General features: G+C 65.8%; 20 protein-coding genes. 5 read left to right on the top strand and 15 right to left on the bottom strand.

Annotated elements, in window-relative coordinates; genetic code table 11:
- From H0A72_RS22365 to leuC, 5 genes are all read right to left on the bottom strand, one after another.
- Positions 1-914 (bottom strand): type IV pilus assembly protein FimV (locus H0A72_RS22365; protein WP_281494235.1); only part of this gene is annotated, 914 nt, incomplete at its 3' end.
- Positions 915-997: 83 nt separating this feature from the next.
- Positions 998-2,128: an aspartate-semialdehyde dehydrogenase gene (gene asd / locus H0A72_RS17450; protein WP_180157640.1), complete on the bottom strand. Its 1,131-nt coding sequence runs from the start codon at positions 2,126-2,128 to the stop codon at positions 998-1,000.
- 42 nt (positions 2,129-2,170) lie between these two features.
- Entirely contained in the window at positions 2,171-3,247 is a 1,077-nt protein-coding gene (gene leuB / locus H0A72_RS17445; protein WP_180157638.1) for a 3-isopropylmalate dehydrogenase, read from the bottom strand.
- 97 nt (positions 3,248-3,344) lie between these two features.
- Complete coding sequence (gene leuD, locus H0A72_RS17440; protein WP_180157636.1) at positions 3,345-3,995, bottom strand: 3-isopropylmalate dehydratase small subunit; 651 nt, start codon at positions 3,993-3,995, stop codon at positions 3,345-3,347.
- 9 nt (positions 3,996-4,004) lie between these two features.
- Complete coding sequence (gene leuC, locus H0A72_RS17435) at positions 4,005-5,408, bottom strand: 3-isopropylmalate dehydratase large subunit (protein ID WP_180157634.1); 1,404 nt, start codon at positions 5,406-5,408, stop codon at positions 4,005-4,007.
- 102 nt (positions 5,409-5,510) lie between these two features.
- Here leuC and H0A72_RS17430 point away from each other — a divergent pair, with 102 nt between their 5' ends.
- A complete protein-coding gene (locus tag H0A72_RS17430; RefSeq protein ID WP_180157633.1) occupies positions 5,511-6,440 on the top strand; it encodes a LysR family transcriptional regulator in 930 nt (309 codons plus the stop codon).
- A 10-nt stretch (positions 6,441-6,450) separates the two neighbouring features.
- Here the strand turns inward: H0A72_RS17430 and H0A72_RS17425 are convergent, their stop codons facing one another.
- From H0A72_RS17425 to H0A72_RS17405, 5 genes are read right to left on the bottom strand one after another with little or no spacing between them, the layout of a single operon-like run.
- Positions 6,451-7,995, bottom strand: a complete 1,545-nt coding sequence (locus H0A72_RS17425) for a M81 family metallopeptidase (protein ID WP_246815004.1) — start codon at positions 7,993-7,995, stop codon at positions 6,451-6,453.
- A 2-nt stretch (positions 7,996-7,997) separates the two neighbouring features.
- On the bottom strand, positions 7,998-9,593 hold the full coding sequence (locus H0A72_RS17420; RefSeq protein WP_180157631.1) for an ABC transporter substrate-binding protein: 1,596 nt from the start codon (positions 9,591-9,593) through the stop codon (positions 7,998-8,000).
- 26 nt (positions 9,594-9,619) lie between these two features.
- Entirely contained in the window at positions 9,620-11,548 is a 1,929-nt protein-coding gene (locus H0A72_RS17415) for a dipeptide ABC transporter ATP-binding protein (RefSeq protein WP_180157629.1), read from the bottom strand.
- A 2-nt stretch (positions 11,549-11,550) separates the two neighbouring features.
- Positions 11,551-12,384 carry an ABC transporter permease gene (locus tag H0A72_RS17410; protein WP_180157627.1) on the bottom strand — a complete coding sequence of 278 codons (834 nt, stop codon included), beginning with the start codon at positions 12,382-12,384 and terminating at the stop codon, positions 11,551-11,553.
- Complete coding sequence (locus H0A72_RS17405; RefSeq protein ID WP_180157625.1) at positions 12,384-13,325, bottom strand: ABC transporter permease; 942 nt, start codon at positions 13,323-13,325, stop codon at positions 12,384-12,386. Before H0A72_RS17405 ends, H0A72_RS17410 begins: the two co-directional genes overlap by 1 nt.
- A gap of 246 nt (positions 13,326-13,571) precedes the next feature.
- On the opposite strand from H0A72_RS17405, the gene H0A72_RS17400 reads away from it, so the two are divergent.
- On the top strand, positions 13,572-14,642 hold the full coding sequence (locus tag H0A72_RS17400) for a YkvI family membrane protein (RefSeq protein WP_180157623.1): 1,071 nt from the start codon (positions 13,572-13,574) through the stop codon (positions 14,640-14,642).
- A gap of 52 nt (positions 14,643-14,694) precedes the next feature.
- Here the strand turns inward: H0A72_RS17400 and H0A72_RS17395 are convergent, their stop codons facing one another.
- The 4 genes from H0A72_RS17395 to H0A72_RS17380 all read right to left on the bottom strand — a co-directional run bounded on the left by H0A72_RS17395 (position 14,695) and on the right by H0A72_RS17380 (position 18,559).
- Positions 14,695-15,525, bottom strand: coding sequence for a M48 family metallopeptidase (locus tag H0A72_RS17395; protein WP_180157669.1), 831 nt, complete (start codon positions 15,523-15,525; stop codon positions 14,695-14,697).
- A gap of 34 nt (positions 15,526-15,559) precedes the next feature.
- Positions 15,560-16,621, bottom strand: a complete 1,062-nt coding sequence (gene aroC, locus H0A72_RS17390) for a chorismate synthase (protein ID WP_180157621.1) — start codon at positions 16,619-16,621, stop codon at positions 15,560-15,562.
- Positions 16,622-16,691: 70 nt separating this feature from the next.
- Complete coding sequence (locus tag H0A72_RS17385) at positions 16,692-18,164, bottom strand: protein adenylyltransferase SelO (RefSeq protein ID WP_180157619.1); 1,473 nt, start codon at positions 18,162-18,164, stop codon at positions 16,692-16,694.
- Positions 18,161-18,559 (bottom strand): DUF2069 domain-containing protein, encoded by a 399-nt coding sequence (locus tag H0A72_RS17380; RefSeq protein WP_180157617.1) that lies wholly within the window; start codon positions 18,557-18,559, stop codon positions 18,161-18,163. The genes H0A72_RS17385 and H0A72_RS17380 overlap by 4 nt, the downstream gene beginning before the upstream one ends.
- Positions 18,560-18,752: 193 nt before the next feature.
- Here H0A72_RS17380 and H0A72_RS17375 point away from each other — a divergent pair, with 193 nt between their 5' ends.
- Entirely contained in the window at positions 18,753-20,063 is a 1,311-nt protein-coding gene (locus H0A72_RS17375) for a YihY family inner membrane protein (RefSeq protein ID WP_246815006.1), read from the top strand.
- On the top strand, positions 20,050-20,505 hold the full coding sequence (locus H0A72_RS17370) for a CBS domain-containing protein (protein ID WP_180157613.1): 456 nt from the start codon (positions 20,050-20,052) through the stop codon (positions 20,503-20,505). The genes H0A72_RS17375 and H0A72_RS17370 overlap by 14 nt, the downstream gene beginning before the upstream one ends.
- A 6-nt stretch (positions 20,506-20,511) precedes the next feature.
- Here H0A72_RS17370 and dusA read toward each other — a convergent pair whose 3' ends face one another.
- Entirely contained in the window at positions 20,512-21,552 is a 1,041-nt protein-coding gene (gene dusA / locus H0A72_RS17365) for a tRNA dihydrouridine(20/20a) synthase DusA (RefSeq protein ID WP_180157605.1), read from the bottom strand.
- 128 nt (positions 21,553-21,680) lie between these two features.
- On the opposite strand from dusA, the gene H0A72_RS17360 reads away from it, so the two are divergent.
- On the top strand, positions 21,681-22,649 hold the full coding sequence (locus tag H0A72_RS17360) for a homoserine kinase (protein ID WP_180157603.1): 969 nt from the start codon (positions 21,681-21,683) through the stop codon (positions 22,647-22,649).
- Positions 22,650-22,661: the final 12 nt, after the last annotated feature.

Genomic DNA, 22,661 nt, shown 5'->3' with positions numbered 1-22,661 from the left:
GCCGCCCCCTGCGCCCCGGCGCCCGTCGCCCCCGAAGCGCCCTGCCCCGCCACGCCGGCCGCGCCCTTGGCCGAACCGGCGGCGCCGGCATCGGCGGCCGGCCGGCCCGAGAGGCGCAGGAGGTCCCGCTTGGCGGCTTCCGTGGCCGGAACCTGGGCGGACGGCGCCGCCCGGACCACTTCGCCGGCGGCGGCCGCGGCGCCCTGCTGTCCCACGACCGGCACCGCGCCCGCCGAAGACCCGCGATAGCGCGCGAAGGCCCGGGCGTGCTGCATGAAGAGGCGCCGGGCCTCGCGGTCGGAAATCGCCGTGAGCGCCGCCATGTCGGGCATGACGAGCAGCGAGCCGGCCTTGACGAGGTTGACGTTGTCGTGGATGAAGGCCTGTGGATTCGCCCGGAACAGCGCCATCATCATCTGGTAGTCGGACACGCCCCTGACGGCGTGCCGCCGCGCGATGGCGAACATGGTGTCGCCGGCCTTGACCCGTATGGACGCGCCGGTCGTGGAACCGGGCGCCGCGCCCTCGGGACTCGCGACCGCGGCCAGGTCGATGCCGGCGTCCGTGCGGGTCAGCAGGCTGACCTGGTAGCGCTGCCGGCCCGATGCCGTGTGGATGTCGAGCAGGACGTCGGCCACCGGCTTGTTGAAAGGCTGGCTGGACCGCAGGCGGATGACCTTGCTGCCCGGCGCATGGCCGTCGGCCAGTTGCGCCGTCAGGGTGGAGAGTTCCACCGGCGGCGTCAGGCCCGCCTCGGACCAGGCGGCCGCGGGCGCGGGCGCCACCGAGAGGCTGCGCAGGTCGTCGGGGCTGAGCTGCCCGACCGGGACGTCGATGCGCAAGGCTTGCCCGGGCGCCGACACGACGCGCGAATGGCCGAAAGTGGCTGCGTAGGCGGCCGGGTGGATCAGCAATGACGCCGCCAGTGCCCCGACCAAAGGTTTAGTTTTGAACACTAAAGCAAAAGACGATGAGGCCCAGCGGGACATTTGCATTTTTACAGTTCACCCAAAGCAATACGCAGCATGCGGCGCAAAGGCTCGGCCGCACCCCACAACAGTTGGTCCCCCACCGTGAAGGCGCTGAGGTATTCAGGCCCCATGGCGAGCTTGCGCATGCGCCCGACCGGGATGTCCAGCGTGCCGGTCACGGCGACGGGGGTGAGGTCACGCATGGTTGCTTCGCGTTCGTTTGGTATGACTTTGGCCCACTTCGAGCCTTCGCGCACGATGTCGGTGATTTCATCGAGCGGCAGGTCGCGCTTGAGCTTGATGGTCAGGGCCTGGCTGTGGCAGCGCATGGCGCCGATGCGCACGCACAGGCCGTCTATCGGCGTGGCGGGCGCGCCGAAGGCCGGGCCCCGGCCGAGTATCTTGTTGGTTTCGGCGCCGGCCTTCCATTCTTCGCGCGACACGCCGTCGCCCAGGTCCTTGTCGATCCAGGGAATGAGGTTGCCGCCCAGCGGCACGCCGAATTGCTGCTGCGGCAGGGCCGGGTCTTGCTGGGCCGCCAGGACGCCGCGGTCGATTTCCAAAATGGCGGATGCCGGGTCGTCGAGCAAGGGCTTGACCGCCGCGTTCAGCAGGCCGAACTGCGTGAGCAGTTCGCGCATGTGCTGCGCGCCGCCGCCGGACGCCGCCTGGTAGGTCATGCTGGTCATCCATTCGATGAGGTCCTGGTTGAACAGCCCGGCCAGGCCCATGAGCATGCAGCTCACGGTGCAGTTGCCGCCGATGTAGTTCTTGACGCCGCGCCCCAGGGCGGCGTCGATGACCGGGCGATTGACCGGATCCAGGACGATCACGGCGTCGTCGGCCATGCGCAGCGTGCTGGCGGCGTCGATCCAGATGCCGTTCCAGCCCGCCGCGCGCAACTTGGCATAAACCGCGGTGGTGTAGTCGCCGCCTTGGGCGGTCAGAATGATGGGAAGTTTTTTCAGTGCTTCGATGTCGTAGGCATCTTGGAGGGGCCCGGCGCCGTCCGCCCATGCGGGGGCCGCGCCGCCCGCATTGCTGGTGGAAAAGAACACGGGCTGGAACAATGAAAAATCATTCTCGTCGCGCATGCGCTGCATCAGGACGGATCCCACCATGCCGCGCCAACCGACTAAACCTACTGCTTGGCTCATGTTAAGTCGCTTAAAAAAAAGTAGAAATTCAGATCTGAAACATTATTTTAATGCTTTCAGCACAGCATCACCCATCTGGCTGGTGGAAACCTTTTCCGTGCCGGCTTCATGGATGTCGGCGGTGCGCAGCCCTTGCTCCAGCACGGCCTGCACGGCGCGCTCGATGCGGTCGGCCTGCGCCGCTTCGTTCAAAGAGTAGCGCAAGAGCATGGCGGCGGAGAGTATGGTCGCCAGCGGGTTGGCGATGTTCTTTCCGGCAATGTCGGGCGCGGACCCGTGGCTGGGTTCGTACAGCCCCTGATTGGACGCATTGAGCGATGCCGAAGGCAGCATGCCGATGGAACCCGTCAGCATGGCCGCTTCATCGGACAGGATATCGCCGAACAGGTTGCCTGTCACGATCACGTCGAACTCCTTGGGCGCCCGCACGAGCTGCATGGCCGCGTTGTCGACGTACATGTGGCTGAGCTCCACGTCCGGATATTCGCGCGCGACGTCCACCATGATGTCGCGCCAGAACTGCGAAGTTTCCAGGACGTTCGCCTTGTCCACGCTGCAGAGCCGCTTGCTGCGCTTCTGCGCGGCCTGGAAGGCCACGTGGCCGATGCGGCGCACTTCGGATTCGGCGTAGTGCATGGTGTCGAACCCTTGCTTTTCACCCTTGAAACTGCCTTCCTCGACCTCGCGCACGCCGCGCGGCTGGCCGAAATAGATGTCGCCGGTCAGTTCGCGGACGATGAGGATGTCCAGGCCGGACACGACCTCGGGCTTGAGCGACGAGGCATTGGCCAGCTGGGGATACAGAATGGCCGGGCGCAGGTTGGCGAACAGCCCCAGGGCTTTGCGCAGGCCCAGGATGGCCTGTTCGGGCCGGAACTGGCGCGGCAGGCTGTCGTACTTCCAGTCGCCGACCGCGCCGAACAGGATGGCGGACGAATTCTTGGCCAGGTCGAGCGTGGCGGCGGGCAGAGGGTGGCCGTGCGCATCGTATGCGGCGCCGCCCACCGGCGCGGTTTCCATTGCGAGATCCAGGCCCAGCGCGCCGAGCACGCGCGCCGCCTGTTCGGTGATTTCCGGCCCGATGCCGTCGCCCGGCAGTACAGCAATCTTGTGAGTCATTTTTTTTCCTACTATGTTGTCAATATACGACAAAAGGGGCGGCGTCTCCGCAGCCCCTGCTTTCCGCGCCCGTCGGTGAACGGCCAAAAGCGCGGTTCTACACGATGGGCCGCGATTCCAGCCAGGGATGGCGAGCCAGGCGCTCGGCCTCGAAGGCGCGGATCGTGTCCGCCTTCTGCAAGGTCAGCCCGATGTCGTCCAGGCCATGGAGCAGACAGTGCTTGCGGAAGGGTTCGATGTCGAACGAGAGCTCGCGGCCGTCTTCCGTAATCACCACCTGGCGTTCGAGGTCGATGCGCAGCTTGTAGCCCACGTGCGCCTTGACCTCGTCGAACAGGCGCGCCACCTGAAGTTCGGGCAGGATGATGGGCAGCAGGCCGTTCTTGAAGCTGTTGTTGAAGAAGATGTCGGCATACGAGGGCGCGATGATTGCGCGAAAACCGTATTGAGTCAGCGCCCAAGGCGCGTGCTCGCGGCTGGAGCCGCAGCCGAAGTTCTTGCGCGCCAGCAGGATGGACGCGCCTTGATAGCGCGGCTGGTTGAGCACGAAATCGGGATTCAGCGGGCGCTTGGAATTATCCATGCCGGGTTCGCCGTGATCGAGATAGCGGAGCTCGTCGAACAGATTGGGGCCGAAGCCCGTGCGCTTGATGGACTTCAGGAACTGCTTGGGAATGATGAGATCGGTGTCGACGTTCTCGCGGTCCAGCGGCGCCACCAGGCCATGATGAGTGGTGAATGCTTGCATGATGGTTTCCTATCGAAGAGTCCGTACATCGACGAAGTGGCCGGCGATGGCGGCCGCGGCGGCCATCGCCGGGCTGACCAGGTGGGTGCGGCCGCCCTGCCCCTGCCGCCCCTCGAAATTGCGGTTGGAGGTGGAGGCGCAGCGCTCGCCGGGTTCCAGGCGGTCGGCGTTCATGGCCAGGCACATCGAACAGCCCGGCTCGCGCCACTCGAAGCCCGCGGCCAGGAAGATCTTGTCCAGGCCTTCTTTTTCGGCCTGCATCTTCACCAGCCCCGAACCGGGCACCACCATGGCCTGCTTCACCGACGAGGCGACGCGCTTGCCGCGCGCGACCACGGCCGCGTCCCGCAGGTCTTCGATGCGGGCGTTGGTGCAGGAACCGATGAAGACGCGGTCCACCTTGATGTCGACCAGCGGCGTGTTGGGCTTCAGGCCCATGTACTCCAGCGCGCGCTCCATGCCGCTGCGGCGGACGTCGTCCTTTTCCTTGTCGGGATCGGGCACGCGCTCGTCCACGGCCAGGACCATTTCGGGCGAGGTGCCCCAGGACACCTGCGGCTTGATCTGGCGCGCGTCGATCTCGACCACGCGGTCGAAGCTCGCGCCCTCGTCGGAATGCAGCGTCTTCCAGTATTGCACGGCCTGGTCCCACAGCGCGCCCGTGGGTGCGTAGGGCCGGCCCCGGAAGTAGTCTATGGTCTTCTGGTCCACCGCCACCATGCCCGACCGGGCGCCGGCCTCGATCGCCATGTTGCAGACCGTCATGCGGCCTTCGACCGACAGGCCGCGCATCGTGCTGCCGCCGAATTCGATGGCGTAGCCGGTGCCGCCGGCCGTGCCGATCTTGCCGATGATGTACAGGACCAGGTCCTTGGCGGTACAGCCGAAAGGCAGTTCGCCTTCGACCTTGATCAGCATGTTCTTGTTCTTCTTCATGAGCAGCGTCTGCGTGGCCAGCACGTGCTCGACCTCGGAGGTGCCGATGCCGAATGCCAGCGCGCCGACCGCGCCGTGCGTGCTGGTGTGCGAATCGCCGCAGACCACCGTCATGCCCGGCAGCGTCGCGCCCTGTTCCGGCCCGATGATGTGGACGATGCCCTGGCGCCGGTCGTTCATGCGGAACTCCGTGATGCCGTATTTCTCGCAGTTCTCGTCCAGCGTGTCGACCTGCAGGCGGGAGATGGGGTCTTCTATGCCTTTGCTGCGGTCGGTGGTGGGAACGTTGTGGTCGGCCACGGCAAGGTTGGCCGAGATCCGCCAGGGTTTGCGATCCGCCAGTTTCAAGCCTTCGAACGCCTGCGGGCTGGTCACTTCGTGTACCAGGTGGCGGTCTATGTACAGCAGACAGGTGCCGTCGGACTCTTGATGCACGACATGCGCATCCCAGAGTTTGTCATACAGTGTTTGTGCCATGACCTTGCTCTATGATGTGAGGTTGGAGTAAGAAATTATGCCACTCCCTTAACATGGTACAAGACAAGTTTTTATACTGGTATCAATAGTGCCAGCCTGCCCATGCTCAACACCGCCTTGAAATACTTCCTGGAAGTCGTCAACACCGGTTCGCTGACCGAGGCGGCGCACAAGCTGCATGTGGCGCCCTCGGCGATCAGCCGCATGATACGCAAGCTGGAAGACCAGCACCGCACCCATCTTTTCGAACGGCACGCCCGCGGCATGCTGCTGACGGAAGCCGGCGAGCTGCTTGCGGAATATGCGCGGCGCACTCATCTGGAAGCCGAGCGCATGCGGACGGAAATCAGCGAGCTCACCCAGCTCGGCCAGAAACTGATCAAGGTGTCGACCAACGAAGCCTTCGGCACCGAACTGCTGCCCTCGGTCATGAGCGAATTCATCAAGGAAGAGCCCATGGTCCGTTTCCAGCTGAACGCGCTGCAATCGGCCGAAATCAATTCGCGCGTGCGAAAGGGCGAGGACGACCTGGGCCTGAGCTACAACTTGTCGCCCCCGCAAGGCGTGCGGGTACAGTATGCCCGCCGCATGCCGCTGTTCGCCATCATGAGGGTGGACCACCCGCTGGCGGCGCGCAAGGCCATGCGCTTGCGCGACATCGGCAGCCTTCCCGTGGTGATGATGGGGCCGGGCAGCACGCTGCGATTCATCGTCGACCTGTGCTGCATGCACGAAAAAGTGTCGCTGAACGTGGTGTTGGTCTGCAACCACCAGGCGGCCATCCATAACTTCTGCCTCGGGACGGGCGCCATCGGATTCTCGGGCGACCGGACCCTCATGGGATCGGTCCGGCGCGGCGAACTCGTCGCCGTGCCCATCGTGGACGAGCTCTCCCCCCAGCGCACCCTGCATATACAAACCTTCGAAGGCCGGGTCCTGCCGTCCAGCGTGGAACGCTTCATGCAGGCCGTCATCCGGCGCATTGAAAGCTATTATGGGGATGAAGAGGGCCAGGCGCCGCTTGGCGCCTGACCCCGCGCGATCACGCCCACTCGGGTTCCGTCCAGACGGTGTCCGGGTCGAGCGGCCAGAACGGCCTGGGAAGGCGTTTGAAATCGATCTGCGACAGGCTGGGCGTGGTCAGTCCGGGGCTGTCGACGTCGTGGATGCGCTCATTCGGGAAGAACTCATCGAAGCCCGCCCGGTAGTGGCCGCGGCTTTTCACGATCAGGATGCGCAGGCGCGATATGTCCAGCCCGTGCATCTCCAGCATCACGGGTTCGGCCAGTTGACGGCGCAAGCTGCCCACCACCACCTGCATACCCGAATCGCACAGCTCGATCAGGGCGCTGGCGCCCAGCGAGAACTTGCGTCCGCGCAGGATGCCGCGGCGCCCCACGCCGTTGCCGTCGCTCAGTCGCAGGACCCTGGCGCGCGCCTCGTAGCGGCGTGCGTAGTCGCCCGGCTGCGCGTTGAACACCGCCTGGAATTCCTTGCCGACGCCAAGCCGATGCGCCTGCGCGGCGACCTCGGGCGACACGAACACGCCCAGGGTGACGCCGGGAATGCGCGCGCGGTCGAAGGCTTCGAGCAGCCAGGTCGTATTGCCGCCGCCCCCGCCCCCGGGGTTGTCGGCCACGTCGGCGAACAGCAAGGGCTGCTCGGCATTGGCCGCCAGCTCCACCGCTTTGGCCACGTCTATCGTGTTGGCAATGTAGCGCCGCCGATCCTTCCATATCTCGCGGGCGAGATCGAGCGCGGCGCGCCGCGCCGCCGCCAGGTCGCCGCGCGCGGTCACGGTGACGGTCATGCCGCATTTGGGCAGGTCGGCAAAAACGAAGCCCGCCGCCGCCGACACCATGGCGATGGGCCCCTGGCCCTTGGCCTGGATCATCTCCGCGGCGCGCTTCACGACGTCGGCATAGGGTCCGCTGTGCGTGGAAAGCGCGATGGAAGGCGGCGTGATGGGCAGGCGGATATGGGCGGTCACCAGGCGCTCGCCCGCGAACGCTTCATGCAGCAGATCGGCCGCGTCGGCCGCGCGCTCGCGCTGATCGACGTGGGGGTTGGTGCGATAGCTGACCAGGGCGTCGAGCTTGGCGACGGTTTCCCCGGAAACATTGCAGTGCAGGTCGTGGGTGGCGATGACGGGAACGCCGGGCCCCACCACCGACCGGATCAAACCCGCCAGCTGGGCCTCGGTATCGTCCACCCCGACCGCCGACGAGGCGCCATGGTTGGCGATGTACACGCCATCCACCGGCCCCGCGGCGCGCAGCCGGGATTCCACCTGCGCCAGGAATTCGCGCCAGACGCCGGCGGCCGCCGGGCCGCCCGGAGGCGCCGCCACCACGATCAAAGGCAGGGGCGTCCACGGTCCCAGGTCGTCCATGCGCGCATAGAAGCCGGGGAGCTCGGCGGGAAGATGGCTGATGCCGCGCGCCAATTCCGAAATTACCTCGCCCTCTTCCCAGCATTGCGCAAGAAAGTCGGCCTTTTCGGAAGGCGGCGCGAACGCGTTGGCCTCGAGATGGAAACCCAGGATGGCCACTCTCGGCCCGGATCCGCTCAGATTGCCTTCCTGCATGCTCAAGCCCCTTTTCTGACGGTGTAGAACAGCGCGATCTGCGGCTGGAAGTCACGCCATTCCTTGCGCAAGGCGGTGACGGGATAGCTCGCGCCCAGGGGGATGTAAGGAACGTCCTCGAAAACCTGCAGCTGGATCTCGCGGCAGATCTTCTTTTGCGTTTCGAGGTCGGACGTGTTCAACCAGTCCATGCGCAGCTTTTCGATCTTCTCGCTGGTGGGCCAGCCGAACCAGGCTTTCTCGCCATTGCCGCGCAAGGCGAGATGGCCCGCCGGATTCAAATTGTCGGGGCCGGTATTGCCGGTGAAGGCCACGCTCCAGCCGCCGTTGGAAACCGGCTCTTTGCTGTTGCGGCGCTGCACGGCGGTGCCCCAGTCGATGGCCTGCACGTCCAGGTTGAAGCCCAGGCGCTTGAACAGATCGGCCGTCACCAGCGCGGCGGCGTGCCAGGTGGGAAAATCGACCGGATCGAGCAGGACGACTTTCTCGCCCTTGTAGCCGGCGGCCTTGATGGCGGCTTTCGCTTTCTCTATGTCCCGCTTGCCCGTCAGTTTCTCCATGCCCGCATCGCTGGCCATGGGCGAGCCCGGCACGAAGACGCCGCACTTGTCGCTCCAGAACTCGGGAAAGTCCGCGCCGTTGATGGCCGTCATGTATTCGGTCTGGTTCACCACGCTCAGCACGGCACGGCGGATCTCGACGTTGTTGAAGGGCGCATGCAGGTGGTTGAAACGCATCACGCCTATGGTCGGCAGGCTGCGCTTGATGAGCGTGATGTTGGGGTCGTCGCGCAAGATGGGCAGGAAGTCGGTGTCCACCGTTTCCACGCCATCGACCTCGTTGGCCTGCAAGGCGGCGATGGCCGTCGCGCGGTCGGGAATGATGTTCCACAACACCCCGTCGACGTGCGCCACCTTCGGGCCCGCCGAAAAATCGGGCTTCATGTCGTCCTTGCGCGGCTGGTAGTCCGCGAATTTTTCATAGACCACGCGCGAGCCCGAGACCCACTTGTCGGCCACGAACTTGAAGGGGCCGCTGCCCACCATTTCCTGCACGCCTTCCGTCTCGGGAAGATTGGCCAGGCGCTCGGGCATGATGACGGCCATCAAGCCCGACTGGCGGGCCAGCGTGTTGATGATCAGCGGGAAAGGCTTGGACAGCTTGAACTGTATGGTCTTGTCGTCCGGCGCCGAGAGCTCTTCCGTCGCCTGCATCAGGGTGCGGCCCATCACGTCGCGCTTGGCCCAGCGCTTGATGCTGGCCACGGCATCGGCGGCGCGCACCGGCGAACCGTCATGGAAGCGCAAGCCGTCGCGCAGCGTGATCTTCCAGAGCAGGCCGTCGTTCTCGGAGCTGTGGCCGGCGGCCATTTGCGGATGCGGCATGTATTGGGAATCCAGGCCGTACAAGGTGTCGAACACCAGCTGCGCATGGCCTTGCGTCACCGCCGCGGTGGTGAAGGTCGGGTCCAGCAGGGTCAGGTCGGCCTGCGGCACCCAGCGGAACACGGTCTTGCCCCGCTGCGCCCAGGAAACTCCGGGCAGGCTCATGGCGGCGAGCGATGCCGATGAGGTCAAAAGAAACTGTCTGCGATCCATAACGATCTCCTTGGAATTGCCGGCGCTCAATATGCGCCGCCGATTGAATGTCGCGCCACGTAGTGGCCCTCGCCTACCTGCACCAGCGCCTTCACTTCCGGCTCGTCGCCGAGATCGCGGACGGGGCTGGGAATGTCGCTGACTTCCAGCGCCTTGGCCCGGCGCACGGACGGATCCGCCACCGGCACGGCCTGCATGAGCTTCCGCGTATAAGGATGCTGCGGATTCTCGAAAATCATCCGGCGCGGGCCGAGTTCGACGATCTGGCCCAGATACATCACCGCGACCCGATGGCTCACGCGCTCGACGACCGCCATGTCATGCGAAATGAACAGGTAGGCGACGCCCAGCTCGCGCTGCAGGTCGATCAGCAGATTCACGATCTGCGCCTGGATGGACACGTCCAGCGCGGACACCGATTCATCCGCGATCAGGACTTTGGGATTGACCGACAGCGCGCGCGCGATGCAGATGCGCTGCCTTTGCCCGCCCGAGAATTCATGCGGCCAGCGCCCGGCCATCGCGGCGTCCAGGCCGACGCGTTCAAGCAGTTCGGCCACGCGGCGGTCCGCCGCCGCGCCGCTGTGCAGGCCGTGGATCAGCATCGGCTCCTTGATGCTGTCGCCGATGCGCATGCGCGGATTGAGCGATGCGAAGGGATCCTGGAAGACGAACTGCATGTTGCGGCGCAAATGGCGCATGGCGTCGGGATCGGCGCGGTCCAGCACCTTGCCGTCGAACTCGATGCGGCCGCCTAATGTGGGCGTCAGGTGCATCAGGGAGCGGCCCGTGGTGGTCTTGCCGCAGCCCGACTCGCCCACCAGCGAAAGCGTCTCGCCCGCGTGCAGGTCGAAGCTGACTTTCTCGACCGCGTGCACCTTGCGCTTCACCCGCGAGAAGAAGCCGCCGCGCACGTCGAAGCGCGTGACCAGGTCGCGCACGCGCAGGATCACGTCGCCGGACGGGCCGGCATGAGCGCCGGCCACGGCCGATGCCTGTGCCTGTATCGATGCCTGTGCCTGTGCCGGCGTCGGGCCGGGCGCCGTTCCCGACGCCGGCGCGCCGCGCCCGGCAGCGGCGCCGTCCAGCAGGTCGAAATGGGCCGGCCCGTCGGTGCCCCGCATGGCGCCCAGTCTGGGGACGGCGGCCATCAGCGCCTTGGTGTAGGGGTGCCGCGGCGCGTTGAACAGGCCGTGCACGTCATTGTTCTCGACGACCTCGCCTTTGCGCATCACCATCACCCGGTCGGCGACTTCCGCGACCACGCCCATGTCGTGCGTGATGAAGATCACGCCCATGTCCATCTCGCGCTGGAGCTCTTTGATCAGGCCCAGGATCTGCGCCTGGATGGTGACGTCCAGCGCCGTCGTGGGCTCGTCGGCGATGAGCAGCGCCGGCCGGCAGGACAGCGCCATGGCGATCATCACCCTTTGCCGCATGCCGCCCGACAGCTCGTGCGGATAGCGCTTCAGGATGGCACGGGAATCCGGAATGCGGACCTGGTCCAGCACCCGGCGCGCGGCCGCCTCGGCGGCCCTGGCGTCGCATTGCTGGTGCAGCCGGATCGCCTCGACGATCTGGAAGCCGACCGTCAGCACCGGGTTCAGGGACGTCATCGGCTCCTGGAAGATCATGCTGATGTCCGCGCCGCGCATGGCGCGCATGGTTTCTTCCGACGCGGCGAGCAGGTCGACCTTGCGGCCGTCCCGGGCATGGAAGACCATGCCGCCGGACGCGATGCGCCCGCCGCCGAATTCGACGAGCCGCATGACGGCCAGCGAGGTCACCGACTTGCCGGAGCCCGACTCCCCCACGATGGCGAGGGTCTCGCCCCGGTCCACATGCAGGCTCAGCGACTTGACGGCCGTGAAGGCGCCGGCGCCCCGTCCGAAGACCACCGAGACGTCGGACACGTCCAGGACGCGGCGGCCGGGATTCATGGAGTTTGCATTCATGGTCAGATCCTCTTGGCCATGCGCGGGTCGATGGCGTCGCGCAAGCCGTCGCCGAGCATGTTGATGCCCAGGATGGCGATCGACAGGAAGATCGCCGGAAAAGCGATCAGATGCGGCTTGATCTGCCACAGCGCCCTGCCCTCGGCCATGATGTTGCCCCATGACGGCGTGGCGGGCGGCACGCCCGCGCCGATGAAGGACAGGCTGGCTTCCGCCAGGATGGCGACGCCACAGATGTAGGTGGCCTGCACCGTCAGGGCGGCGATGGTGTTGGGGAAGATGTGGCGCAGCACGATGCGGCCCCGGCTCGCCCCGGCCGCGATCGCGGCCTCGATGTACGGCTGCTCGCGCAGCGTGAGCACCAGTCCGCGCACCAGGCGGACGACGCGCGGGATCTCGGCGATCGTGATGGCGATGATGACGTTCTGCATGGAGCCCTTGGTCAAGGCGATGAGCGCGATCGCCAGCAATATGGTGGGAATGGACATGAAGCCGTCCATGATCCGCATGACGATGGCGTCTATCCAGCGCACGAAGCCGGAGATCAGGCCGATGGCCACGCCGATGACGGTCGCCAGGAAGGCCACCGAGAAACCGACGATCAGGGACACGCGCGCCCCGTAGACGACCCGGGAATAGACGTCGCGGCCCAGCAGATCGGTGCCGAACCAGAACTGGGCGCTGGGCGAGCGGGTGCGGTGTATGGGCGACAGCGCGGTGGGGTCGGTGGTGCCCAGCCAGGGCGCCAGCACGGCCATCAGGACCAGGCCCAGGACCAGCAGGCCCCCGAACGCCACGGTGGGATACCGGCGAAGAAAATGCATGGTTCGGTTCATCAGTAATGGATCCTCGGGTCGAAGACGCGGTACAGCAGGTCGGCCGCAAGATTGATCAGCACGTAGGAAAAGCTGAACAGCAGGATGACCCCTTGGATGATGGGATAGTCGCGGCGCAGGATGGCGTCCACGGTCAGGCGGCCCAGGCCGGGAATGGCGAACACGGTCTCGGTGACCACCGTTCCGCTGATCAGCAGCGCCACGCCGCTGGCGATGATGGTGACGATGGGCACGGCGGCGTTCTTGAGGGCGTGCAGGAAAAGGATGCTGCGGTTGCTCACGCCTTTGGCCCGGGCGGTGCGCACATAGTCCTGCGAGAGCGTCTCGAGCAGCGTCGCGCGGGTGATGCGGGTGATCAGGGCGATGTACACGCTGCCCAACGCCAGGGCCGGCAGCACCAGGCTGTGCAGCGACGCCCCGACGCCCTGGGAAAACGGCACATAGCCCTGCACGGGGAACCAGCGCAGCTGCAGGCCCAGCGTCCAGGCCAGGAGGTAGCCGACGACGAAGGACGGAACGGAAAAACTCAGCACGGCCAGCACCATGATGCCGCGGTCGTGCCAGCGGTTGTGCATCCAGGCGGCGAGCGCGCCGAAGGGAATGGCGACGACCACGGAAACGATCAGGGTCATGATCATGAGCGTGACCGTCGGCGCCAGGCGCTGGGCGATCATGGCGCTGACGGGCAGCCCGGTGAACAGCGAAGTGCCCAGGTCGCCGTGCGCGATGGCCCAGAGCCATTCGCCGAAGCGAAGCAGGAAGGGCTTGTCCAGGCCCAGGGTGTCGCGGATGCGCGCGATGTCCTGCTGCGTGGCGTCTTCCCCCGCCAGCAGCGCCGCCGGATCGCCGGGCGCCAGATCGAGCAGACCGAAAACAAATAAGGCGACGAACAGCATGACGGGCAAGGTCATGAGTAGGCGCCGTAGCGTGTACGAAAGCATTTGACTCCTTACTGCCGGATTCGCGCTGTGCGGACGGCCCAGCTTTGACGTGCAGAATTCTAGAGAGCGCAGTGCTTTCTAACAATTTCAATATTTAATTAATATTGTTGCTAAAATTAGAACGGAAGGCTGGAAGCCGCATGAATGCTGGATGCATGCCGGACGCGCCGGCTTCGCGCCAGGGGTAAACCCTTATGGATTCGGCGCCAGGGCCCGGCACACCGGGTACAATCCCGAGTTTTTGTCATGAATCGCTACGCAATACAGTTGGCGTTCGCCTATATGGGCGTCATCATCGGAGGCGGCTTCGCCTCGGGCCAGGAAATCCTTCAGTTCTTCACCGGCTATGGCCTGGCCGGCATTGCCGGCACCGTTGTGGCGGGTGTGCTGTTCGCCTTCCTGGGCAGGCAGATCGCTCGCATGAGCACCCAGCTCCAGGTGGAGTCGCACAAAGAGGTGCTGCGCATCCTGTTCGGCGCCAAGGCCGGCGCGGTCATGGACATCCTGCTCACGTTCTTCCTGTACGGCGTGGGCGTCGCCATGCTGGCGGGCACGGGCTCGCTGTTCCAGCAGCAATTCGGGCTGGCGCCCATCGCCGGCGGCGCCTTCATGGCCGCCCTCGTCATCCTGACGCTGTGCCTGAACGTCAAGCGCATCATCGACCTGGTGAGCGCGGCCACGCCCATCCTGATGGGCATGGTGGTCATCATCACCGTGTATTCGCTTTTCACCGTGAATGCGAGCACGGATGAACTGCTGGCCCTCAGCCTGCGGCAGGAAACCGTCGCCCCGCACTGGTCCATCGCCGCGATGCTGTATGCGTCCTTCAACATCGCCGTGGGTTTTCCCATGCTGGCCGTGATCTCGGGCCGCAGCACGGACATCAGGAGCACGTCGCTGGGCGGCGTGCTGGGCGGCATCGGGCTCGGCATCCTGATCCTGCTGATCAACATCGCCCTGCTCTACAACCTGAACCAGCTCCAGGGCGCCGAGCTTCCCACGCTCGCGCTGGCCACCCGCCTGTCTCCCGTGGTCGGCATCCTGATGACCCTGTCGATCACCTGCATGGTCTACAGCACGGCGGTGGGCATGTTCTTCGCCTTCAGCGCTCGCTTCACCCGGCCGGAAACCCGGCGCTTCCGCGGATTCAGCATACTGAGCTGCGGGATCGCCCTGATTCTGGGCCAGGCCGGATTCACCAAGCTGGTGGGCACCGTGTATCCGCTGCTCGGCTACCTGGGGCTGCTGCTGATCGCCGCCGTGGGCATCAATTGGTACCGGATCCGCAACCGGCAGGCCCAGGTTCTGGCGCGCTGAACGCGCGGTCGCGGCGCCTCGCGCGGGCGCCCGCGGGCCGGACGGCGCGGCTCTACCTGCCGCCGGCGGCCTGATACAGCGGCATGACGCGTTCGGCCGCCTCGGTGAGGTCCGCGCTGCGGCTGGCGGCCGAGGGGTGGGTGGACAGGAATTCCGGCGGCGCGGAACTGCCGCCGAGCGCGCCCATTTTCTGCCACAGGGTCACCGCGGCCCGAGGGTCGTAGCCGGCGCGCGCCGCCAGTTCCACGCCGATGCGGTCGGCCTCGGTTTCGTGGGTGCGGCTGTTCGGCAGGGTGAACATGACGTTGGTCAGGGCGCTGCCCAGGTCGGCCGTCGCCCCCACGCCGGTCACGGCGGAAAGCACGGAAAGGCCGACGTTGGTCACCATTTGCTGGGACACTTGCTCGCGGGCGTGTTCGCGCAGGGCGTGGGCCATCTCGTGGCCGATCACGGCCGCGAGTTCCGCGTCGGTCGGCTTGATGCGGTCGATGAGGCCGGCGTACACGGCCATTTTCCCGCCCGGCATGCACCAGGCGTTGACTTCCTTGGAATTGAGCACGTGCACTTCCCAGTTCCAGTTGCGGGCGTCCGGCCTGAAAGCGCCCACCTGCTGGATGAGCTTGTTGGCGATGGTCCTGACCCTGGCCGTCTGGGCGGCGTTGACGTCCAGCGCCCCCTGGGCCCGGGCCTGGTTGATCAGGCTGGAATATTGCTGGGCCGCCTCCTGCTGCAAGGCGGCTTCCGACACCATGCCCGACATGTATTGCTTGCGCTCCACGCCCACCGAACCCGACCCCGTCGTCTGGACGGCGGCGCAACCGCCGAGCGCGGTGACGGCGGCCAGCGCGCAGGCCGCGTAGCGGCGTGTCATCGATGTCTTCATTTTCATGGCAGTGGAACTCCTTTCATGACGGGTATTATTTTCCGCACTGGGCGCGGTGGCGCAGCGCATGGTCCATCAGCACGATGGCCAGAAGCGCTTCGGCGATCGGGGTGGCGCGTATGCCCACGCAAGGATCGTGCCGCCCCAGTGTCTGGACCTGCACGGGGTTCCCGGCGCGGTCGATGGACCGGCGCTCGATGCGTATGCTGGAAGTGGGCTTGATCGCCAGCGTGACGGCAATGGGCTGGCCGGACGAAATGCCGCCGAGCACGCCGCCCGCGTGATTGCTCAGGAAGCCTTCGGGGGTGAGCTCGTCGCCGTGCTCGGAGCCGCGCTGCGCGATGCTGTCGAACCCCGCGCCGATGGACACGCCCTTGACGGCGTTCAGGCCCATCATGGCGTGGGCGATATCGGCGTCCAGGCGATCGTACAAGGGCTCGCCCCAGCCGGCGGGCGCGTTTTCGGCCACCACTTCGATGCGCGCCCCGATGGAGTCGCCGTCCCGCCGCAACTGGTCCATATAGGCTTCGAGTTCGGGAACGATCTGCGCATTGGGTGCGTAGAACGGATTGTTGCCGACTTCGTCCCAGGAAACGAAGGGAATTTCCACAGGCCCCAGCTGGCTCATGTAGCCGCGAATCCTGACGCCGTACGCCTGTTCCAGCCACTTCTTGGCAATGGCGCCCGCCGCCACGGTGGGCGCCGTCAGCCGCGCCGAAGAGCGCCCGCCGCCACGCGGATCGCGCTCGGCATATTTGCGCCAATACGTGTAGTCGGCATGCCCGGGGCGAAAGGTGTCGGCGATATTGCTGTAGTCCTTGCTGCGGGCGTCGGTGTTCCGGATGAGCAGGGCGATGGGCGTGCCCGTGGTCTTGCCTTCGTACACGCCGGAAAGGATCTCGACCTGGTCGGCTTCCTGCCGCTGCGTCACGTGCCTGGACGTGCCGGGCCGGCGCCGATCGAGTTCGCGCTGGATGTCGTCGGCCCCGAGCGGCAGGCCGGGAGGGCAGCCGTCCACGACCGCGCCGATGGCGGGGCCGTGCGATTCGCCGAAATTCGTGACGCAGAAGAGTTTGCCTAGTGTATTGCCGGACATGGTTTTCGCTTTTTACCTTGATTGAATCCGTGATTCTATAAAAAGATTGTGAAGAAGCCGGGCGCCGGCATCAGGAAGAACAGCTGACCTGAAGACGCTCCGCCCACTCGGGCGCTTCGGCGGCATAGGCCTCGAACCCCGGCTTCTCGGTGCAGGGATCGCGCAAGGCTTCCAGCAGCCGGCCGATCTCGCCGGCGTCGTCCCGCGCGGCCGCCCGTATGGCTTCTTCGGCCAGATGGTTGCGCAGCACGTAGAGCGGATTGCAGGCCAGCATCTGCGCTGCGCGCTGGTCCGGGTCCCGCTCGTCCTGTTCCAGCCTTTTCGCATAACGCTCCAGCCAGGTCCGGGCGGCATCGGGATCCGCAAAGCGCGAGAGGAAGGTGTCGGGCTCTTCGGGCGCCCGCGCCAGCGACCTGAAGCTGAGCGTGAAATCCGCCTTTTGCGTGTGCAGCAGCCGCCACCATTGGTCGGCCAGCTCGTCGTCGCCCTCTTCCCAGGCGAGCAGCCCGAATTTGCGCATGAGGTTGCCGCGATAGGCTTGAAGGAACTCGGCTTCGTAGTGCTCCAGCTGCGCTTTCAAAAGGTCTTGCGGCACGCCCAGGCCCAGCAGGGCCCCCGCCAGCCGATACAGGTTCCAGTGGGCCACGGCCGGCTGCGCGTTCCAGGCGTACCGGCCCTGGGTGTCGCTGTGGTTGCAGACATGATTGGCCTGGAAGGCGTCCATGAAGCCGTAGGGACCGTAGTCCAGGGTCAGGCCCAGTATGGACATGTTGTCGGTGTTCATCACCCCGTGGCAGAAGCCGGCCGTCTGCCAGTCCGCGATCAGGCGCGCCGTGCGCGCCACCACTTCGCGCAGGAAACGGGCCACGGTCTCGTTCAGCGCGTCCGGGCCGTGGACGCCGGCGCGGCATGCCGGAAAGTGGCGGTCGACCACGTAGTCGAACAAGGCTTGCAGTTCCGCCGGCGACTGCGACCAGTGCTCGAAGGAACCGAAGCGAACGAAGCTGGGCGAGACGCGCGTCACGATGGCGGCCGTCTCCACCGTTTCGCGGTAGACCGGGTCGTCGGAAACCACCAGGGCCAGCGCGCGGGTCGTGGGAATGCCCAGGCCCGCCATGGCTTCGCCCGCCAGGTATTCGCGCACGGACGAACGCAGCACGGCGCGGCCGTCCCCCATGCGGGAATACGGGGTGCGGCCCGAGCCCTTCAATTGCAGCTCCCAATTGCCCGACGGCGCCACGACTTCCCCCAGCAAGTGGGCCCGGCCATCGCCCAATTGCCCCGCCCAGACGCCGAATTGATGGCCGCTGTAGACCGCCGCCAGCGTCTTGCCGCCCGGCAGCGGCTGCTTGCCGGAAAAGACGTCCAGGAACAGGGGATCCTGGAAAACGCTGCTGGACATGCCCAGCAGCGCGGCGACGTCGGGATTGGCGTGCAGCAGCCTGGGCTGGTTCAAGGGCTGCGGCTCGAGCCGGGTATAGAAGCGCGGCGGAAGTTCGGAGAAGGAATTGGCGACTTCGAGGCCGGATAAGGATTTGATCATGGGGCGGCCTTCGGCATTTTTTTGGCGGCGGCCGCCAGGCGGGCCTGGCGCTTGGCGGGCCTGACGTAGAAAATGGCGCAGAGGTAGAACGCCAGCGACAAGGCGATTTCAAGCCCGGCCATGGAGGCCGACGCGGGGGATGGATCGGACCATGCGCGCACCACGCCTTCCATGAAGTAGATCAGGATCAGCATGGCCGCCCATTGCAGCGTATACAGATTGCCCTTCAGCACCCCCCGCAAGGGGAAGAGCAGCGGCGCCGCCTTGAGCGCCAGCAGGGAACCGCCCGGTTTCAAGGGGGCGATCTTGAGCTCCCATGCCAGGCACAGGACGATGAGAGCGATCAGGGAGACGGACGCGCCATGGCGCAGGACTGGATTTGCTTGTGTGCTCATGCTGGTATTATCCCTCGAAAGACGTCTGCGCTGCATCGGCCCCGCCGGCGCGGGAAAAAGGCCGCGCACCCGATCTTCGCCCCGCAAGAAAAGGTTTCGTATCGTGACAACGCAAGCCAGCAAGAATCGCACCGCAGCGGATCCGCGCGATCCGGGGTCCGCCGAGCCCGACGGCCCCGCCGAAGAACCACGGCTGGACCCGGGAAACACGCCGGCGTCCGGCCTGTCCAACGCGCTGAAGATCGCGCAATTCGCCCTGCGGCGCACCGGCGAAAAGAACCTGACGCAGGTCGCCTCCAGCCTGACGTTCACCACGGTGCTGGGCATCGTGCCTTTGCTGGCGGTGGTCCTGTCCCTCTTCACCGCCTTTCCGCTGTTCGCCGATTTCCGGCTCGCGCTTGAGAACTTCCTGAGCACCAGCCTGCTGCCGCCCTCGGTGTCGGAGAACGTCATGTTCTACCTGAACCAGTTCGCCGCCAAGGCGTCGGGCCTGACGGCCGTGGGCAGCCTGTTCCTCATCGTCACGTCCGTCATGCTCTTCATGACCATAGACGAAGCCTTCAACAGCATCTGGCAGGTCGAGCGCCAGCGCCCGATCGGGCAAAGAATCCTGGTCTACTGGGCCATCATCTCGCTCGGGCCCATCCTTATCGGCGCCAGCCTGTGGGCCATGACGGTACTGGCGCGCGAATCCCTGGGCCATATCGGCGACCTGCCCACGGCGCTGGGCTATTTGCTGTCCTTCGTGCCTCTGGCCGCCACCGGCCTGGGCTTCACCGCCCTGTTCGTCGGCGTGCCCAACCGGCGCGTGCTGTGGCGCGACGCCGCCGTGGGCGGCTTCGGCACCGCCGTCGTGCTGGAACTCATGCGCTGGGGCTTCGCCTACTATCTTGCGCGCTTTCCGTCCTACACCGTGATATACGGCGCGTTCGCCACGCTGCCCATCTTCCTGCTCTGGCTATATCTGTCCTGGCTGGCGATCCTGGTGGGCGCCACCGTGGCCGCCACCCTGCCCGCCCTGCGGCAGCGGCGCTGGGCGCTCGAGCACCACACCGGCGGCGTCTTCGTCGACGCCTTGCGGGTGCTGCAAACGCTCTGGACGGCGCAGCAAGGCCGGCCCCCGGGGCGCAGCATGCGCTTTCTGTGCGCCCACCTGCGCCTGCACGAACTGGAAATGAGCCAGGTGCTGAATTCGCTGAAGGACCTGGGCTATGTGGTGAATGCCGAAGGCGACGGCGCGGACCAATGGGTGCTGTCCTGCGACCAGCGCGAAGCCACCCTGGGGCCGCTGATCGACGCGCTGCTGCTGGACCGCGGCCAGCCGGGGCTGGCCGGCCGCCCCGAGATACTGCGCGCGGTCTCGATGGCCTTCGATAATCAGGCGGTACGGCTCGAAACCCTGTTCGAAACGCCCGGCCTACTACCCGAAGCCCGCGGCATAGGGCAAAATACGGTTCATGTGCCCAGGGCGGGCACGCAGGAGGACGACGATGTTGAAAGTTAGCGAAATTCTACGCGTGAAAGGGCACACGCTGTACACGGGCACGCCCGATATGCCCATACTTCGGGCGCTCGAAACCATGAGCGAACAAGACATCGGGTCTCTGGTCATCATGGAACACGGCGAGCTGGTCGGCATGCTGACTTTCCGCGAGATCATCCGCCATCTGCATGCCAATCATGGAAACACGGGGAACAACACGGTGCGCAGCATCATGGACGACGCTCCGGTCAGTGTTTCGCCCAACACGGGTTTCGAAGAGGTGCAAAGGCTGATGCTCGAAAAGCATGCGCGCTACATACCGGTGATGGACGGGCCGACGCTGATGGGCGTGGTGTCGTTCTACGATATGGCGCAGGCCATCGTGGCGGCGCAGCAGTTCGAGAACAACATGCTCAAGGCGTATATCCGGGACTGGCCGACGGATACGGCCGAAGGAGTGTAAGGCCTGTCAGGTGCTGAAGGGGGCGCCCGGAAGGCTTTCGGGGCCCGTCGGCCCCTCTCTGGACACCAGTTCCGCCCACGCCCTCTCCAGCAGCCCCGCGTCATTCTGATTCAACAGCTTGGGGTCGGACAAACTGCGGCGCCACTGCCGCGCACCCTTGCGCCCGCTCATCCAGCCCAGCATCGCCCGCGCGATCATGCGCAAAGGCACGCCTTTGGCCACTTCCCGGGCCGCGTAACGCACCATCGACTGCACGACCTGCGCCGGCTCGGGCAGCCTCACGGCGGGGTCCATCCCGCGGGCGATGTCCGACAGAACGCCCGGAGTGTGCCATGCCGCGCGGCCCAGCATGACCCCGTCGAACTGCCGCGCCAGCCGCAGCGCCTGCGCGGCATCGGCTATGCCGCCGTTCAGCACGATGGCCGCGTCGGGGAAATCCGCCTTCAAGCGCAGCGCCGCGTCATAACGCAGCGGCGGAATCTCCCGGTTGTCCTTGGGCGACAGGCCCTTCAGCACCGCGTTCCGGGCGTGGACGATGAATACCCGGCAGCCGGCCTCGTGGAGCGTGCCCACGAAATCGCGCACGAAACCATAGGAGTCATCGTAATCCAGGCCAAGGCGATGCTTGACGGTGACCGGTATGTCGACCGCGTCCTGCATCGCCTTGACGCAATCGGCCACCAGCGCCGGCTCGGCCATCAGGCAGGCGCCGAACGCGCCCTTTTGCACGCGCTCGGACGGACAGCCGCAGTTCAGATTGATTTCATCGTAGCCCCACCGCCTGCCCAGCCTGGCGGAGGCCGCCAGCGCTTCCGGTTCGCTGCCGCCCAGCTGCAGCGCCAGCGGCTTTTCCGCCGGGTCGAAATCCAGATGGCGGGCGACGTCGCCGTGCATCAAAGCGCCGGTCGTGATCATTTCGGTGTACAGGCGGGCCTGAGGCGCCAGCAGGCGATGGAAGTATCTGCAGTGCCTGTCGGTGACATCTATCATGGGCGCCACGCAAAGGCGCCAGGCGGCTGCGGCCGAGTCGGGAAAGCGGTGAGTCATTGAAAAAACTGCAAAGAGTAATGCGCAGCCGATATTGTCGGCCATTTTGGCCCGGCCGGGCGCACGGCCCCGCCAACCTGGACTAAAATCTTCGGTTTCGATATCAACGAGGCAGAGTTTGCAACCCCATGGCCGTTTTCACCCCTGTCAGCGACGATGATGCGCGCGAGCTGTTAACACGATACTCATTAGGCGAACTGGTTTCCCTGCGCGGCATCACGGCCGGTATCGAAAACACCAATTATTTTCTCACGACCACGCAAGGCGAGTACGTCCTGACCCTGTTCGAAGTCCTGACCTACGAGCAGCTGCCGTTCTACATCGAGCTCATGTACCACCTTGCCCAGAAGGGCATCCCGGTGCCGCGCCCGCAAACGCTGTGCAGCGGTTCGCGGCTGACCACGATGCACGGCAAGCCTTGCGCCATCGTCAGCCGCCTGTCGGGCGGCTACGAACCCGCGCCCAGCGCACTTCACTGCGCGCTCGCCGGGCGCACGCTGGCCCAGGCGCATCTGGCCGGGCGGGATTTTTCGCTGGCGCAGCCCAATTTGCGCGGCCTGGGCTGGTGGCAGCAGACCGTGCCCAAAGTCCTTCCCTTCCTGAACGACGCTCAGGCGCGGCTCATCCAGGACGTATTGCGCGAGCAAACCGAATTCGCGGCCGGCGCCACGTACCAGGCCCTGCCTTTCGGGCCCGCCCATTGCGACCTGTTCCGCGACAACGTCCTGTTCGACGGCACCTTCGAGATGCCCCGCATGGGCGGCATCATCGATTTCTACTTCGCGGGCTGCGACACCTGGATCTTCGATGTGGCCGTCAGCGTGAACGACTGGTGCATAGAAAGGAACACGGGCGTTCTGGAAGACGACAAGCTGCGCGCCTGGCTCGACGCCTACGCCCAGGTCCGGCCTTTCACCGACGCCGAACGCGAAGCCTGGCCGATGATGCTGCAGGCCGCCGCGCTGCGCTTCTGGGTATCGCGCCTGTATGATTTTTTCCTGCCCCGGCCGGCCCAGACCCTCAAGCCCCACGATCCGCGCCATTTCGAACGTATACTGCGCGAACGGCGCAAGACCGCCACGGCCCATCGCCTTTAGGACGCACGACGC

Source organism: Parapusillimonas granuli (assembly GCF_013416525.1).
GTDB lineage: Bacteria > Pseudomonadota > Gammaproteobacteria > Burkholderiales > Burkholderiaceae_B > Parapusillimonas > Parapusillimonas granuli.
This window is presented reverse-complemented; position numbering and strand designations above follow the sequence as displayed.

Excerpts from the sequence above, each read along its gene's own strand:
- asd (WP_180157640.1), bottom strand. The coding sequence starts at position 2,128 with ATGAGCCAAGCAGTAGGTTTAGTCGGTTGGCGCGGCATGGTGGGATCC.
- leuB (WP_180157638.1), bottom strand. The coding sequence starts at position 3,247 with ATGACTCACAAGATTGCTGTACTGCCGGGCGACGGCATCGGGCCGGAA.
- leuD (WP_180157636.1), bottom strand. The coding sequence starts at position 3,995 with ATGCAAGCATTCACCACTCATCATGGCCTGGTGGCGCCGCTGGACCGC.
- leuC (WP_180157634.1), bottom strand. The coding sequence starts at position 5,408 with ATGGCACAAACACTGTATGACAAACTCTGGGATGCGCATGTCGTGCAT.
- H0A72_RS17430 (WP_180157633.1), top strand. The coding sequence starts at position 5,511 with ATGCTCAACACCGCCTTGAAATACTTCCTGGAAGTCGTCAACACCGGT.
- H0A72_RS17425 (WP_246815004.1), bottom strand. The coding sequence starts at position 7,995 with ATGCAGGAAGGCAATCTGAGCGGATCCGGGCCGAGAGTGGCCATCCTG.
- H0A72_RS17420 (WP_180157631.1), bottom strand. The coding sequence starts at position 9,593 with ATGGATCGCAGACAGTTTCTTTTGACCTCATCGGCATCGCTCGCCGCC.
- H0A72_RS17415 (WP_180157629.1), bottom strand. The coding sequence starts at position 11,548 with ATGAATGCAAACTCCATGAATCCCGGCCGCCGCGTCCTGGACGTGTCC.
- H0A72_RS17410 (WP_180157627.1), bottom strand. The coding sequence starts at position 12,384 with ATGAACCGAACCATGCATTTTCTTCGCCGGTATCCCACCGTGGCGTTC.
- H0A72_RS17405 (WP_180157625.1), bottom strand. The coding sequence starts at position 13,325 with ATGCTTTCGTACACGCTACGGCGCCTACTCATGACCTTGCCCGTCATG.
- H0A72_RS17400 (WP_180157623.1), top strand. The coding sequence starts at position 13,572 with ATGAATCGCTACGCAATACAGTTGGCGTTCGCCTATATGGGCGTCATC.
- H0A72_RS17395 (WP_180157669.1), bottom strand. The coding sequence starts at position 15,525 with ATGAAGACATCGATGACACGCCGCTACGCGGCCTGCGCGCTGGCCGCC.
- aroC (WP_180157621.1), bottom strand. The coding sequence starts at position 16,621 with ATGTCCGGCAATACACTAGGCAAACTCTTCTGCGTCACGAATTTCGGC.
- H0A72_RS17385 (WP_180157619.1), bottom strand. The coding sequence starts at position 18,164 with ATGATCAAATCCTTATCCGGCCTCGAAGTCGCCAATTCCTTCTCCGAA.
- H0A72_RS17380 (WP_180157617.1), bottom strand. The coding sequence starts at position 18,559 with ATGAGCACACAAGCAAATCCAGTCCTGCGCCATGGCGCGTCCGTCTCC.
- H0A72_RS17370 (WP_180157613.1), top strand. The coding sequence starts at position 20,050 with ATGTTGAAAGTTAGCGAAATTCTACGCGTGAAAGGGCACACGCTGTAC.
- dusA (WP_180157605.1), bottom strand. The coding sequence starts at position 21,552 with ATGACTCACCGCTTTCCCGACTCGGCCGCAGCCGCCTGGCGCCTTTGC.
- H0A72_RS17360 (WP_180157603.1), top strand. The coding sequence starts at position 21,681 with ATGGCCGTTTTCACCCCTGTCAGCGACGATGATGCGCGCGAGCTGTTA.